10 protein-coding genes and 2 pseudogenes are annotated in these 15275 nt (G+C 71.1%); 7 read left to right on the top strand and 5 right to left on the bottom strand.

Annotated elements, in window-relative coordinates:
- Positions 1-71: 71 nt before the first annotated feature.
- The 5 genes from AB0J58_RS14440 (at position 72) to AB0J58_RS14420 (ending at position 8094) form a co-directional block, all read left to right on the top strand.
- Complete coding sequence (locus AB0J58_RS14440) at positions 72-1586, top strand: NAD(P)/FAD-dependent oxidoreductase (RefSeq protein WP_364214992.1); 1515 nt, start codon at positions 72-74, stop codon at positions 1584-1586.
- Positions 1587-1659: 73 nt separating this feature from the next.
- A complete protein-coding gene (locus AB0J58_RS14435; RefSeq protein ID WP_364214990.1) occupies positions 1660-2367 on the top strand; it encodes a response regulator transcription factor in 708 nt (235 codons plus the stop codon).
- A complete protein-coding gene (locus tag AB0J58_RS14430) occupies positions 2364-3752 on the top strand; it encodes a HAMP domain-containing sensor histidine kinase (protein ID WP_364214987.1) in 1389 nt (462 codons plus the stop codon). Before AB0J58_RS14435 ends, AB0J58_RS14430 begins: the two co-directional genes overlap by 4 nt.
- Positions 3753-4195: 443 nt before the next feature.
- Positions 4196-6235: a hydantoinase/oxoprolinase family protein gene (locus tag AB0J58_RS14425; protein WP_364214984.1), complete on the top strand. Its 2040-nt coding sequence runs from the start codon at positions 4196-4198 to the stop codon at positions 6233-6235.
- Complete coding sequence (locus tag AB0J58_RS14420; protein ID WP_343977525.1) at positions 6232-8094, top strand: hydantoinase B/oxoprolinase family protein; 1863 nt, start codon at positions 6232-6234, stop codon at positions 8092-8094. The genes AB0J58_RS14425 and AB0J58_RS14420 overlap by 4 nt, the downstream gene beginning before the upstream one ends.
- Before the next feature lie 135 nt (positions 8095-8229).
- Here AB0J58_RS14420 and AB0J58_RS14415 read toward each other — a convergent pair whose 3' ends face one another.
- Positions 8230-8724 carry a hypothetical protein gene (locus tag AB0J58_RS14415; RefSeq protein WP_364214982.1) on the bottom strand — a complete coding sequence of 165 codons (495 nt, stop codon included), beginning with the start codon at positions 8722-8724 and terminating at the stop codon, positions 8230-8232.
- A pseudogene (locus AB0J58_RS14410) lies at positions 8721-9965 on the bottom strand (RNA-guided endonuclease TnpB family protein). The gene AB0J58_RS14415 and the pseudogene AB0J58_RS14410 overlap by 4 nt, the downstream one beginning before the upstream one ends.
- Positions 9966-10337: 372 nt before the next feature.
- On the opposite strand from AB0J58_RS14410, the gene AB0J58_RS14405 reads away from it, so the two are divergent.
- Complete coding sequence (locus AB0J58_RS14405; RefSeq protein WP_364214980.1) at positions 10338-11051, top strand: alpha/beta fold hydrolase; 714 nt, start codon at positions 10338-10340, stop codon at positions 11049-11051.
- Positions 11052-11961: 910 nt separating this feature from the next.
- Here AB0J58_RS14405 and AB0J58_RS14400 read toward each other — a convergent pair.
- From AB0J58_RS14400 to AB0J58_RS14390, 3 genes are all read right to left on the bottom strand, one after another.
- On the bottom strand, positions 11962-13095 hold the full coding sequence (locus tag AB0J58_RS14400) for a TIGR04500 family putative peptide maturation system protein (RefSeq protein WP_364214977.1): 1134 nt from the start codon (positions 13093-13095) through the stop codon (positions 11962-11964).
- A 3-nt stretch (positions 13096-13098) separates the two neighbouring features.
- Entirely contained in the window at positions 13099-14085 is a 987-nt protein-coding gene (locus AB0J58_RS14395; protein WP_364214974.1) for an MvdC/MvdD family ATP grasp protein, read from the bottom strand.
- Positions 14086-14173: 88 nt separating this feature from the next.
- Positions 14174-14329 (bottom strand): hypothetical protein, encoded by a 156-nt coding sequence (locus tag AB0J58_RS14390; protein ID WP_364214971.1) that lies wholly within the window; start codon positions 14327-14329, stop codon positions 14174-14176.
- A 326-nt stretch (positions 14330-14655) separates the two neighbouring features.
- On the opposite strand from AB0J58_RS14390, the pseudogene AB0J58_RS14385 reads away from it, so the two are divergent.
- Positions 14656-14748, top strand: a pseudogene (locus AB0J58_RS14385) (class I SAM-dependent methyltransferase); the annotation flags it as partial.
- Positions 14749-15275: the final 527 nt, after the last annotated feature.

Below are 15275 nucleotides of genomic sequence, written 5' to 3'. Positions count from 1 at the left end.
GATCCGGCCGGCAGGTCGGGTGCTGGAATCCCCGGCCCTCAAGCCGTGGGAGGACGTCAAGGGGAAGTATCGTGCTCCGCTCTCGCTATGAAGCAGTGATCGTCGGAGGCGGCCACAACGGCCTGGTCGCCGCCGCCTACCTCGCCCGCGCGGGCCGGCGCGTCCTCGTCCTGGAGCGCCTCGACCACGTCGGTGGTCTCGCCGTGTCGGCGCGGGCGTTCCCCGGGGTCGACGCGCGGCTCTCGCGCTACTCGTACCTGGTCAGCCTGCTGCCCTCCAAGGTCGTGGCCGACCTGGGGCTCAGGGTCACGCTGCGCCGGCGCCGGTACGCCTCGTACACGCCGGTGGGGGAGAGCGGGCTGCTGGTGGACAACGGCGACGCCGCGCGGACCGCCGCCTCCTTCGCCCGGATCACCGGGGGCACCGACGAGCTGGACGCGTGGCGGCGCTTCTACGGGATGACCGCCGACGTGGCCGCCAGGGTCGCGCCGACACTGCTGGAGCCTCTCGCCGACCGCGCGGCGATGCGGCGCCTCGTCGGCGACGAGGCGTGGCGCGACCTGTTCGAGCGGCCGATCGGTGAGGTGGTGGACGAGCGGTTCGCCGACGACACCGTACGCGGGGTGGTCCTCACCGACGCCCTCATCGGTACCTTCGCCGACCCCTCGGATCCGGGCCTGCTGGCCAACCGGTGCCTGCTCTACCACGTGATCGGCGACGGGACCGGCGACTGGAACGTCCCCGTCGGCGGCATGGGCGCGGTCTCCGGCGCGCTCGCCGACGCCGCCCGCGCCGCGGGGGCGGAGATCCTGACCGGTGCCGAGGTCCTCGCGGTCGACGCCTCGGGCGAGGTCGCCTTCCGCGACGCGGGCGGGGAACACGCGGTGGTGGGCGAGCGGGTGCTGGCCAACGTGCCGCCCGCCGTGCTCGCCCGGCTCCTCGGCGGCACCGAACCCGCCCCCGAGGGGGCCCAGCTCAAGGTCAACATGGTGCTGTCCCGGCTGCCGCGGCTGAAGGACCCCGCGGTGGACCCCGAGGCCGCGTTCAGCGGCACGTTCCACATCAACGAGGGCCGCGACCAGCTCGCCCGCGCGTTCGCGGAGGCGTCGGCCGGGCGGATCCCCACGCTGCCCCCGGCCGAGGTCTACTGTCACTCGCTGACCGACCCCTCCATTCTCGGTCAGGGGTTGCGGGAGGCCGGAGCCCACACGATGACGCTGTTCGGCCTGCACATGCCGGCCAGGCTGTTCCGCGACGACCCGGCAGGGGCCCGCGAGGCCGCGCTGCGCGCCACGCTCGCCTCGATGAACCGGGTGCTCGCGGAACCCGTCGAGGACTGCCTGCTGCGCGCCCCGGACGGCGGCCTCTGCCTGGAGGCCAAGACCCCGGTCGACCTGGAGACCGAGGCGGGACTGCCGGGCGGCCACATCTTCCACCGCGACCTGTCCTGGCCGTACGGGGAGCCGGGGCGCTGGGGCGTGGAGACCGACCTCGAGCGCGTCCTGCTCTGCGGCGCGGGTGCCCGGCGCGGCGGTGGCGTCAGCGGCATCCCCGGCCACAACGCCGCCATGGCGCTGCTCGGCTGAGCCCGTCCGGCCTGGGCGAAGACGGCCTGAGGTGTTCATCGGGTTCTCATGATGAGCGTCTAACGTGAGGGCCATGGGTGACGGTGAGGCGGCGCGGGTGCTGGTCGTGGACGACGAGCCCGCGCTCAGGGAGGCGTTGCAGAGCAGCCTGGAGTTCGAGGGCTACCGGGTCGGCGTGGCCTCGGACGGCCAGCAGGCGCTGGAGACGCTGGAGCGGGAGTCGTACGAGCTGGTCCTGCTGGATGTGATGATGCCCCGGCTGGACGGGCTGACCGCCTGCCGCAGGCTCAGGGCGGCGGGCAACCACCTGCCGGTGCTCATGCTCACCGCCCGCGACGCCGTGGGCGACCGGGTGTCGGGCCTGGACGCGGGGGCCGACGACTACCTGGTCAAGCCGTTCGAGCTGGACGAGCTGCTGGCGCGCGTCAGGGCGCTGCTGCGGCGCGGCGCGCTGAGCGCGCCCGCGGCCGCGGACGACGCCCGCCTGGCCTTCGGCGACCTGCGGATGGACACCGCCAGCCGCGAGGTCACCCGGGCGGGCGAGCGGCTGGAGCTGACCCGTACCGAGTACCTGCTGCTGGAGCTGCTCATGATCCATCCACGCCAGGTGCTCACCCGCGAGCAGATCCTCAGCGAGGTGTGGGGCTTCGACTTCGAGCCCTCCTCCAACTCCCTCGACGTCTATGTCATGTACCTGCGCCGCAAGACCGAGACCGGCGGGCGTCCCCGGCTGATCCACACGGTCCGGGGAGTCGGCTACGTGCTGCGGAACTCGGCGTGAACGGTCGCCGTTCGCTGCGCTCGCGGCTGACCCTGCTGGTGGCGGCGGCCGTGGCGCTGGCGATCGCGGTCTGCGCGGTGCTGTGCTGGTTCGTCGTCAGGGCGGAACTGCTGCGGCAGGTGGAACGCTCCCTGGAGGTGCCGAAGGGACCGCAGGGCGTCGAGTGGATCGAGTCGTACTGCGCGGGGGGCCCGGCGGGGCCGAGGGAGAGCAGCGAGCACAGGCCGCCGTTCCGCGTCCCGTCGGTCCAGCTGGTCTACACCGGGGGCGGCAGGTGTGTCGTGGGCACCGCCCCCGTCAAGGTCACCCCCGCCGACCTGGCCCTGACCCAGGCCCCGCCCGGCACGAGGAGGTTCAGGGACGGGGTGACCGACGGCGGCGAGGAGGTCCGGGTGATGACGAGGAACGTCGGGCCCGGTACCGCGATCATGGAGTCCCGGTCGCTGGAGGAGGTCCAGGCCACCCTCGCCGCCCTGGCCTGGATCCTGGCCGGGGTCACCGCGCTCGGCGTGTTCTGCGCGGCCTCGGCGGGGCTGCTGGTCTCCCGCACCGCGCTGCGCCCGGTCGGCCGGCTGACCGAGGCCGTCGAGTACGTCGCCAGGACCGAGGACCTCGACACCAGGATCCCGGTCGAGGGCACCGACGAGATCGCCAGGCTCGGCGTCTCCTTCAACGCGATGACCGCCGCGCTGGCCGGGTCCCGCGAGCGCCAGCGGCGGCTGATCGCCGACGCGGGACACGAGCTGCGCACCCCGCTCACCAGCCTGCGCGCCAACATCGACCTGCTGCTGCGCAGCGAGAACACCGGGCGGCCGCTCGACCCCGCTCCCAAGCACAGGCTGCTGACCAACCTCAAGGCCCAGTTCGAGGAGATGTCCACGCTCGTCGGGGACCTGCTCCAGCTCTCGCGTGCCGAGGACGAGCACGAGCCGCATGTCGAGGTCGCCTTCCACGAGGTCGTCGAGGAGGCCGTGCGCCGGGCCCGGCTGCGTGCCCCCGATACCCCGATCGAGGTGGAGCTGCGCCCCTGGTACCTGCGAGGTGATCAGGCAGCCCTGGAGCGGGCCGTGGTGAACCTGCTGGACAACGCGGTGAAGTTCTCGCACGGGCGGGAGGGGCCGGTGCGGGTGAGGCTCCGGGACGGCGAGCTGACGGTCAGGGACCACGGCCCCGGCATTCCCCGGGGGGAGCTGCCGTACGTGTTCGACAGGTTCTGGCGGTCGTCCTCGGCCCGCAGCATGCCCGGGTCGGGGCTGGGGCTGGCCATCGTGGCCAAGGCGGTGCGCGACGCCGGGGGAGAGGTGGAGCTGGAGAACGCCGAGGGGGGCGGCACCCTCGCGCGCGTTCGCCTGCCCGGCTCCTTCGCCCGGCCCGCCGGGGCGTGAGCCACGGCTCACCCGTGGCGACCGGCGCCCGGTAAGACAGGACCCGTCCCGACGCTCCGGGACGGCTCGACGCGGTGCGGCACGGTCGCCGCCGGCGCTTCGGCGTGGCCGACTCCGGCGCCTGTGGACCCGATCGCCGGCCGGTTCCGTGAGCCGCCCCGGCGACGTCGATTTCCATGAATTGTGTGCAATCTCTTGTCATTGGGTGATCGCATCTCCATCATGGTGGCAGATCAACCGGAGGAATGTACACATATCTACGGATGGCTACCCGTACGGGCGGATTCTCGGAGGGCGGTACGCCCCTGAGGCCGAGCCGACCGCGTGGAACGGGGTCCCCGAACTCTGCGACCGCCCCGGGAAGCGTGCTCGGCGCTCGGTCCGACCGGCGAGGAGATCACACGGCTCGTCACGGCGGGGACCATCCGACCAAGGAGCACGGCATGCACTACCGGCTCGGGGTGGACGTCGGAGGGACGTTCACTGACATCCTTCTCATCGACCCCGCTACCGGGCGCACCTTCCGCGCCAAGACCCCTTCCACCCCCCACGACCAGTCGGTCGGCGTCCTGGCCGGTATCGAGAAGGTCCGCGCCGAGGCGCGGATCCCCCTCTCGGAGATCGGCCAGGTCCTGCACGGGACCACCGTCGCCACCAACGCCATCCTGGAGGGCAAGGGCGCGCGAGTGGGCCTGGTGACCACCGCCGGATTCCGGCAGGTGCTGCAGATCGCCCGCTCGTTCGTCCCCGGAGGTCTGGCCGGCTGGATCATCTGGCCCAAGCCCGAGCCGCTGGCCGCGCTGGAGGACACGGTCGAGGCGGTCGAGCGGGTCGCCTCCGACGGGTCGGTCGTCACGCCCCTTGACGAGGACGCGCTGCGTGCCTCTCTCAGGCGCCTGCGCGGCGTTGAGGCACTCGCGGTCTCCCTGATCAACTCCTACGCCTTCGACGGCCACGAGCGGCGGGTCGCCGAGATCGCCGCGGAGGAACTGCCGGGCGTGCCGGTCTCCATCTCCTCCGCGGTCCTGCCCGAGCTGCGCGAGTACGAGCGGACGATCACCACCGTCGCCAACGCCTACGTCCAGCCCCAGGTCGCCAGGTACCTGGACAACCTCGCCGGCCGGATCGCCGAGGGCGGTGTGACGGGCTCCCTGAACATCCTGCGCAGCGACGGCGGCCTGGCCTCCGCCTCCGCCGCCGCGGGCAGCCCGGTCAACCTGCTGCTGTCCGGACCGGCCGGCGGAGTCGCCGGCGCGACCTGGGTCGCCGAGCAGGCCGGCTTCCCGGACTTCCTCACCTTCGACATGGGCGGGACCTCCACCGACGTCGCCCTCGTCCAGGGCCTGCGCCCGCGCGTCGGCCGCGAGACCAGGGTCGGTGACCTGACCGTCCGCTCGGCCTCGGTGGACGTGCGGACCGTCGGCGCGGGCGGCGGCTCCATCGCCCACGTCCCCGAGCTGACCCGGGCGCTGCGCGTCGGCCCGCAGTCCGCCGGTGCCGACCCTGGCCCCGCCGCGTACGGCAGGGGAGGGGAGGAGCCCACCGTCACCGACGCCAACGTGGTGCTCGGCTACCTGCCCACCCGGCTGGCCGGTGGCGAGATCGTCCTGGACCGGGAGCGGTCGCGCGCCGCGGTGGCAGGGGTCGCCGAGGCCATGGGCCTGCCGTCGGTCGAGGCCGCGGCCCAGGGCATCGTCGACATCGTCAACGAGAACATGTTCGGCGCGCTGCGCCTGGTCTCCGTGCAGCAGGGCTTCGACCCCCGTGACTTCGCGCTGGTCGCCTTCGGCGGCGCCGGCCCGCTGCACGCCAACGCGCTGGGCAGGCTCACCGGCTCCTGGCCGGTCGTCATCCCGCCCTCGCCGGGCGTGCTCTGCGCGTACGGCGACGCCACCACGTCCCTGCGCGACGAGGCCGCCCGCACCTACATCCGGCGCTTCTCCCAGCTCACCGACACCGAACTGGGCGAGCTGCTGACCGAGCTGGCCGAGACCGCGGCGCGGACGCTGGAGGCCGAGGGCGTCGACCGCGCGGACCAGAGCGCGACCTATCACGTCGACGTCCGCTACCACGGCCAGGGATTCGAGATCCCGATCCCGCTGACCCCGGACACCGGGCTCGACGCCCTCGGCAAGGCGTTCGACGCCGAGCACGAAAGGCTCTTCTCGTTCCTGCTGGACAACGAGCACGAACTGGTCAGCGCCCGCGCGGCCGTCAGCGGGCCGCGTCCCAACGTCCAGGCCGTCTCGCTGGCCCCGGGCGGGGAGGACCCCTCGGCGGCCGTCACCGAAACCCAGGAGATCTGGGTCGAGGGCGGCTGGACCGAGGCCGCCGTCCACGACCGCTCCGCCCTGCTCGCCGGGAACGTGGTGCGCGGCCCGGCGATCGTCGTCGAGATGGACTCCACCACCCTCGTGCTGCCCGGTCACGCCGCGACGGTCCACGAGAGCGGCAGCCTGCTCATCCGTCCCCTGGAGGCATGATGGCCCAGATCATCGAGACCGCCACCGTGCCGCTCGCCGCGGTGGACGTCGACCCGGTGACCCTCGACATCATCGAGAACGCCCTGCGCAACGCGCGTCACGAGATGGACGAGGTGCTCTTCCGCACCGCGCTCTCTCCCGGCATCCGGGAGCAGCACGACGAGTTCCCGCTGATCGGCGACCCGCGGGGCCGCATGGTCGTCGGACAGTTCGGCCTGTCCATCCCGGCGCTGCTCGACGGCTTCGACGGGACCATCGAGGAGGGCGACGTGCTGCTCACCTCCGACCCCTACTCCTGTGACGGCGCGATCAGTCACGCCAACGACTGGCTGGTCGTCATGCCGATCTACGTCGAGGGCCGGGTCGTCGGCTGGGCGTCGATGTTCGGCCACATGTCCGACGTCGGTGGCAAGACCGCCTGCTCCATGCCGACCGACGCGCGCACCATCTTCGAGGAGGGCGTGGTCATCCCGCCCTTCAAGCTCTACTCCCGGGGCGTGCTCAACGAGGACGCGCTGCGCATCATCCTCAACCAGGTACGCCAGCCCGACTGGAACCGCGCCGACCTCAACGGCCTGATCGCGGCCTGCCGCACCGCGTCGCGGCGGATCCAGGAGCTGTGCGCGCGCTTCGGGGCCGAGACCTACACCTCGGCGCTGGAGGCGCTGCTCCAGCGCAACCACGACGCGATGAGAATCCTCCTGGCGACGCTGTTCGAGGACGGGGAGACCCTCACCTTCTCCGACTACATCTGCGACGACGGGGTGGGGTACGGGCCGTACCGGCTGACGTTGTCGCTGACCCGCACCGGAGAGAAGGTGCTGCTCGACTTCTCCGGCAGTGACCCGCAGGCCCAGGGGCCGATCAACTACTACATCAACGAGAACCTCGCCCGGATGTTCTTCGGCATCTACCTGATCACCGTGGCCGACCCGCAGATCCTGTGGAACGACGGCTTCTACCCACTGGTGGACGTGCGCATCCCGGAGAGGAGCTTCTGGAGGCCCGAGTACCCGGCCGCGCTCAACGCCCGCAACCACGGCATCGGCCGGATCTTCGACCTGTTCGGCGGGCTGCTCGGGCAGAAGACGCCGGAACTGCTGAACGCCGCGGGCTTCTCCTCCTCTCCGCACTTCATGTACTCAGGGCACAAGACCGGTACGGGAGAGTGGTTCCAGCTCTACTCCATCGGCTTCGGCGGCATCCCCGGACGCCCGATCGGCGACGGCCCCGACGGGCACTCGCTCTGGCCCTCGTTCACCAACATCCCGTGCGAGTTCCTGGAGTCCTACTATCCCCTGCGCGTCGAGCGCTGGGAGACCGTCGCCGACACCGGCGGGGCGGGGCTGCACCGTGGCGGCAACGGTGTGGACGTCGCCTACCGGTTCCTGGAGCCGGGCACGATCGCCATCCACGACGACCGCTGGCTCACCTACCCGTGGGGTGTCAACGGCGGTGACCCCGGCGCCCGGGGGCGCAAGTGGATCGAGCGGGCCGACGGGACCGTGGAGGTGCTGCCCAGCAAGGTGCACGACGTCCCGGTCGCCCCCGGAGACCTGCTGCACTTCGTCACCTGGGGTGGCGGCGGGTGGGGCGACCCGCTGGAGCGCGATCCGGACCTCGTCGGGCTGGAGGTGCGGCGCGGTCTGGTCACCCCCGGCGGCGCCCGCCGCTACGGAGTGTCCTGCGACGAGGCGGGAACGGTGGACCTGGAGGCGACGGCCGGGCTCCGTGAGTCCCTGCGCGCCTCCAGGCCCGAGCCCGCGGTGTTCAACATGGGGCCGCCGCTGGAGGAGGTCCTCGCCCGCTGCGAGGAGGAGACCGGCCTGCCCGCCCCCCGCCCGCCGCTACGGGTGTGAACACTGAGCCTCCCGGCGTCGCCGGGAGGCTCAGTCCTTTTCTCATCCGGTGTCAATGGCCGACTCAAGATCACCTGCCGGTTTTCGAACCTCTCGGGCCGGGCCACCCGGCAGAGCGGCTGAGCACGGGCGGGGTCATGTCCGCATGACGGACGCGAGGAGCGCCAGCTTGTCGGCACTGTCGGTGCCGGGGTCCGGGTGGAGGACGACGAGCGTCTGGCCTGTCGCGCCGCTGACGCCCAGCCTCTCCCGGTTCAGCCACAGGCCACCGACCTGGGGGTGGTCGATGTGCTTGGGGGTGCCTTCGCACGTGTTCACGTCGTGGCGGGCCCAGAGCCTGCTGAAGCGAGGGCTGGCGAGGGAGAGCTCGCCGACGAGTTCGATGAATCGGGGGTCGTCCGTGTCGGTGCCGACGGACTCGCGGAAGCCGGCGACCATGCCCTGCGCGGCGTCCTCCCAGTCCGGGTAGAGGGCCTGCTCGGCGGGGTCGAGGAACACGTCCCGCAGGCGGTTGCCCCCCGCCACGAGTCGCGGCGACAGAGCGGTCGCCAGCACGTTGGCGGCGAGGACGTCGAATTGACGTGCTCCCCGGCCTGAAGGCAGGGGTTTCAGCCCGTGCCGCGCCTTCACGCGACACCTCTGAGGCTTCCTGCTTCATCGGCGTCCGCCACCGCGAGCGGTGGCCTTACGTCACCTCCACAGGCGTTTAACGTCTCCGCCCCCCGCCGCATCCCAGCGGCGGGTTTCCGTCCAGCGGCGACGGTTCGTCGGCCTTCGGCCAGGATGTTGCGTGCGGCGTTGACGTCGCGGTCGTGGACGGCGCCGCAGGGGCAGGTCCACTCCCGCACGTCCAGCGGTATGTCGTCTCGCCGGGTACCACACTCCGAGCACAGCCTGGAAGAGGGGAACCACCGGCCGATCTTGATGAGTGTCCGCCCGTACCGTTTCGCCTTGTACTCCAGCATGTCCACGAACTGCGACCATCCGGCGTCGTGCACGCTCTTGGCCAGGCGGGTGCGGGCCAGGCCGGAGGTGGCAAGGTCCTCCACGTAGATCGCTTGGTTCTCGCGAATCAGTGCGGTGGAGAGCTTGTGTGCCCAGTCGCGGCGCGTGTCGGCCACCGTGGCATGTGCCTGGGCGACCTTCACCCTGGCCTTCTTGCGGTTCGCCGAACCCTTCCGGGTGCGGCTCAGCGCTTTCTGTGCCCTGCGGAGCCTCTTGGCCGCGCGCCGCAGAATACGCGGGTTGGCGATCTTCTGGCCGTTGGACAGGATCGCGAAGTGGGTGAGCCCCAGGTCGATGCCGACCTCGGCCGCCGTCTCGGGCAGCGGCTCATCGCCCGCCTACACGACGAACGACGCGAAGTACCGGCCCGCGCTGTCCTTGATCACCGTCACCGATGACGGGTCCAAGGGTAGAGAGCGTGACCAGCGGACCGCCACGTCGCCGATCTTCGGCAGTCGCAGTTTCCCGCCCGCCGTGATCGAGAAGCGGGCATTCTTAGTGAACCGGATCGCCTGCTGAGAGTCCTTCCGCGACCGGAACCGGGGCAGGCCGACCTTCCGGCCCTTGCGTTTGCCCGACAGGGAGGCGAAGAAGTTGCGGTAGGCGGTGTTCAGGTCGGCCAGGGCCTGCTGAAGAACCACGCTGGACACCTCGCCCAGCCACGTCCGCTCCGGTGCCGCCTTGGCGTGGGTGATGACCCGCTTGGACAGGTCCGCGTCGGAGATGTACGGCAAGCCGTTCTCGTGTGCTTGCCGGCGTGCGCGCAGCCCATCGTTGAACACCGTGCGCGCGCACCCGAACGCCCGTGCCAGCGCTTGGCGCTGACCCGGTGTCGGGGAGAGGCGGAAATTGTACCTGAGCTGCACGGGCCGATCGTAGGTGAAGGTGCATCCGCCTACCGTGACGTTCATGGAATCGGGAGAGATGAGCGTCGCCGACGCGCGGGGGCGGTTCGCGGACGTCCTGAACGAGGCAGGATCACCTACATCACGAACCGAGGACGCAGGGTCGCGGCGGTCGTGCCCGTGCCGATCGCGGAAGCCACCGAACAAGCGCATGGCGGCCGGTCTGGTTGAATCGCCCGGTTTAGGGCACGCTCGCGCCCTGGCAGGCACTCCCGCGCGGGCCTTCACCCCCGGCCTGAAGGACTCTGTTGCTTAATTGCCGCCGGTCGACGTCTGGCGTCGTTATCCGGGGCCGCCGCCGCCGGGGTCTTCCCGCCCCGAGGCGTAGCAGGTTTGCTGGTACACGGGGCCTGGCACAGCGGGCAATGCTGGGAGCGGGTGGTCTCGTTGCTGGCGTCGGCCGGGCACCGGGTGGTCGCGCCGTCGCCGACCGGCCACGGCGACAAGGCGCATCTGCTCGGCCCCGAGGTAGGGCTGGACACGCACGTCGACGACATCGTCAGGCTGATCACCGAGGAGGACCTCACCGACGTGATCCTGGTGGGCCACAGCTACGCCGGGCTGGTCATCTCGTCCGCCGCCAACCGGATCCCGGATCGGATCGCCCATCTGGTCTATCTCGACGCTATGGTCCCCAAGGACGGCGAGAGCGCGGTGGACGTGCATCCCGTGACCCAGGACCTCATCGACCGCGCCGCGGAGTCCGAGGTCGGCTGGCGGGTCCCGCCGATGCCCGAGCTGCCGCCGCCCCTGGGCCTGTTCGGGGTCACCGACCCGGCGGACGTGGCGTGGCTGCGGACGATGTTGTCGGATCAGCCGGTGCTCTGCCTCCGGCAACCGGTCCGGCTGGACAACCCGGCCGTGCGCGCGATTCCGCGGACGCACGTTCACTGTGTCGTCGGCGTACCGGAGGGCATCGAGCGGCGGCCCGTCCCGGCGATACAGCCCAACGGCGGCCCGGCACAGGTGTGGGAACTGGAGACGGGCCACGACTGCATGATCACCATGCCGGCCGAGCTCACCGAACTGCTGCTCAAGCTCGGCTGATCGCATGGGAGCCCGCCGACCCGGTAGCGGTCACCGAGGCGGCAACAGCCCGTCACCGAGCGACCGCTGAGGCGGGCTTCCTGCGCGCGCCGCTCTCCTTCTCACCGCTGACAACACGAGGGCAGGGCATAAGTCTTCTCGCCACCCTCCGTCAGCGTTTCGGCCCCCCGGCCCGGCACGCGCGTCCCGACAGGGCGAACGGCCGGCAGGCGCGCCCGGTCGAAGTGCCGATGTCCACGGCCGAGCACTGGCCCGCGGCGCGGATCGGCCGCAGGCAGGCGGCCTTGAACAAGCAGCTCGTCCGCCAGGGGATGACCATGGCCGACTTTCTGGCGGCCCAGGGTCTGCCGCCGGACATGCCCTTCGACCGCTGGCAGGCGGCGATGGCGGAGCGGGAGGTGCCCGCCATCGCCGAACGCGAGAGATGGCCGCACTGGTCGGCCGATCTCGTCAGCAAATACCCGCAGATCGCCGGCCACTGGCACCATCTGCCGGAAACGGTCGAGCAGTGGGCTCCCGAGCGGCGTGAGGAGCGGGCCCGAGACCTTGCTGCGCGCATACACACCGCCGAAGTCCTGAACCCGGACGACGTCACCTTCACCGCCGACGTCCAGGCGTACGAGCCGCAGCCGGGTGGAACCTACCGGGGCCGGCGCTGGGACTACGCCGATCGGCCTGCCCATGAAACCTTCGGTGTCGACCGGCGCGTCGTCTGCCACGACACCATGAGCGGAAAGGTACTGGTCACCGGCATCGTGACGGTCCTGGGGCACGACGGGCAGAACGGTTATGAGGTCCGCGACGCCACACCGGCCGAAGCGGCCCGCCTCCGCTGTGCGGAGGCGGCGTGGAGCGGGCCGGACGAGATCGAACGCGAGGCCATCCGCGAGTCCACCCTGGAAGGACTCGATCAGACCCGCAGGGCGGCGGTGATCTCATCGGTACGGGCCCGGCTGCCCCAGAACCACTCCACGTGGGCGTGGCGCCGCCGCTCCGCCAGCCAGTCATCGAAGATCCGCTTCTCGGCGAGCCGACGGGTCGCCTCGTCGAGCACCGCCGGTTCCACGGCCAGCACGGACACGACGCAGAAGCCGCCGTCCGGGAGCCGGGCGGGGCCGAGCACCTGACCGGCCCGCGCATCCGCCGCCGGGGCGCCGAAGAGCGCGACCAGGTCGTCCCTGAGGTTCGCCTCCATCCGGCAGGTGGCCGAGGCCGCCAGCATCTCCTCGGCCGCCAACGCGACGGGATCGCGTCCACTCGCCCCGCCGGACGCTCCCGCCCCGTCAACCTGAACGGTTCCGGTGCTCACCGCCGGCTCGGCCGGTCGTCCTGCGCGCAGGAGGGCCACGGCGGCGTCGGCACGATCCGGATCCGCGTACCGCAGCCTGACCACGCGCAACCGGTCGAACTCCTCGTGACGGGCGGCGAAGAAGTCCTCCACCCGATCTGCGGCCACCTCCCGGCGCAGGTCCGCCACCGCCGCCTCGCCGGCGACGATCTCCTCCAGGCGGGCGTGGCTCAGGCCGCGTTCGGTCATCCACTGCCGCAGCGCCTGCGCGGTCAGCAGGCCCCGCGCCCGGCGGAAAGCGTCCACGGCCTCCTGGAGCCGGTCGGTGGGCAGGTCTCGGCCGCGGGCGTCCACGGCCTGCTCGACCAGGGCGGCGTCGACCAGTCGCCTGGCGAGTGCGGCGTCGTTCCACAGCGCGTCGAGGACCGAGATGGCCCGCTCCATCGTCATGTCGACGCCGTCGACGCGCAGGACGAGCTGCTCGCCGGAGCGCTGGCCTCCCCGCAGCGGCCAGGGGATCACCCGGTCCGGCGCGAATGCCACCGAGACGCTCCCCTCGGGTGAGGGGAACAGCAGGTCGTAGTGGTATTCCTCGGTGGCCGCCTCGCGCTGCCACAGCAGCCGCATCCTGGTCTCCGGATATCGGGCGCGTAGTTCCGTCAGCCGCTCCCTCGCATGCTCCGGTGGCACGCCGTCCAGCCCGCACAGCCATTCCAGGGCCTCATCGAGGAGATTGGGGGGCACGATCGGGGACACGGGTCAGGCTCCTTCCAGCAGCAGGTCGCAGAGGGCTTCGCTGATCGGCAGGCCGGTCAGCCCTTCGATCCACAGCCACTGCCCGTTGGGGTTGATCTCCAGGAACACATACCGGCCGTCCGGGGTCAGGACCAGGTCGAAGGCTCCGAAGTCGAGTCCGAGACGGTCTGTCATCGCCAGGCATCGGTCGGAGACCTCGTCGGGAAGCGGGTGCACGCGATGCGGGGTCGTCGCGAGGTCGTACCGGCGCCAGTCCACCATCGACCGGTTGCTCTCCTGGGAGTGGATCTCGGCCGCGAACACCCGTCGCCCGACCACGGTGACCCGGAGCTCCAGTCGCTTGGGCACGTACTGCTGCGCGATGACCGGGCAGAACCGCAGCGCCTCGGCGTACGCCAGATCGCGGGGCGAGACGAAGTCGCACTTGCGGATGACCGTGTGGCCCGCCGCGAGGTTCTCTACCCACGGCAGGCCCATGGGCTTGGTGACGATGTGCCCGTCATGGCGGTTGTGAAAGTCCCACAGGTCGTCCGCCCGGGTCGCGATCAGGGTCTCCGGGATCTCGAACCCGAGCTCGGCCGCCAGCATCAGCTGGGACGGTTTGTGCGCGGCCCGCCGGAACACCGACTCGCGTGCGGGCACCGTACGACACGGCAGGTGCTCCCAGAGATCGGTGATCAGGTTCACACTCTCCTGGGTGGTGTAAGCGGCCACCGACGGATCGGTGATCGCCGGGTGGGCCTCCGGCGGTCTCGGGCGCCGCCACCACAGCGCGGTCAGCGAGTCGAGGTCGAGCGTGCCGGACTCGGTGTGCAGCAGCCGCCGGGAGAGTCCGCGCGTGGTGTAGGCCAGCTCGACGTGGGCCCGGGTGAGATAGTCCCGGTTGTCGAAGACGGTGGTACGGGCGCCGCGCCCGGCCAGCAGATGCCGGACGTGATCGGCGTGCGCGTCGTGGTCACGGGTGAGGACGAGGACATGCGGGGGTGACACGGATCTCCTCGGAGAGCGGGGGCGACAGGCCACCCGCCGTGGCCCCCCAGAAGGAACGGCGACCACGGCGGGCTGTGCGGGTGAGCGCTCAGGAGTCGGGGAGGCAGACACCGGGCGGGTCGTGATACTCGCCCGTGTGAAACTCGTCCCACCGGCCGCCGCTGACGTTGCTCAGCACGCTCTCGTCCAACTCCATACCGACCGAGGTGATTTCCCCGAGCTCGGTGCGTGGCGCCGATTCCATGGAACATTCCTCCTTTCCGTGTAAGAAGACGATGTCCCAGTCAATGCTGCAGATCTTGTCTTGCAAACAGCTTGGGAACGGCTGCAGGCACGTGGCTCGGGGCCGGACCTATGACGGAACCAGAACGCAGGAGCAGCTCTGTTCATACAGGTCAACGGGATGCTGAGAGAGCTGTTGGACTGATCCTCAACGGGGAGGCGAGGATGTCCCGCAGCTCGTGGAACTTGAAGAGCGGTCCCGAGGTCAGGCGACACCGTCATCTTGTGGGATGCCGGCACTCCGTGAGGGGATCATCCGACGCCTTCGCTGACACCGTGAGCGAGCTTGGGCCTGTCCTCGACGTCGGCTGCGGACCCGGAACGGTGACCGCCTACCTTGCCGAACGGGGACTAGACGTGTCCGGGGTGGACCTCCGGTCGCCGAACTTCGGTTCCCTGCGGATGAGCAGAGCGGGCCGGGTCTGGTCGTCGTGGCCAGGCAACCCGGCTGAGGATCAGGCGTCGGAAGCGGCACGGGGTCCCGTGCCGGGCAAGGCCCCTCCGGACGGTTGCGGCGCCGGTTGAAGGTGCTGCTCTGGCGGGCAGCACTCCGAGCGTCGACAGCACCGCATCCCGCTCCGTCGCGGCGGCGTCGACGGCCGCAGGATCGAGCCGATGTTCGTGGCCGGCGGGGCCGGGGCGTTGGGGCGGCGGTCGGTGCCGCAGCTCGCGGCCTGGGGACACCAGGTGACGGCTATGGACGGGGACTCGGGCAAGTCGAGCTTGCTGGAGCAGCTGGGCGCCGAAGGGGTCGTGATGGACGGGCTGGATACGTCCAGGGTCGATTACCATCCGTGTCCAATCGGGTGACATCTGTGATACCTGACTGGTGAGGCAGTTGAGACGGGGGACACCACAGAGAACAGGCCCGGCAAGTGGGCCCTTCCCCCGAGGAGCGCCAGTGTCCG

The sequence above is a fragment of the Streptosporangium sp. NPDC049644 genome, from assembly GCF_040675205.1.
GTDB classification, from domain to species: Bacteria; Actinomycetota; Actinomycetes; order Streptosporangiales; family Streptosporangiaceae; genus Streptosporangium; species Streptosporangium fukuiense.
This window is presented reverse-complemented; position numbering and strand designations above follow the sequence as displayed.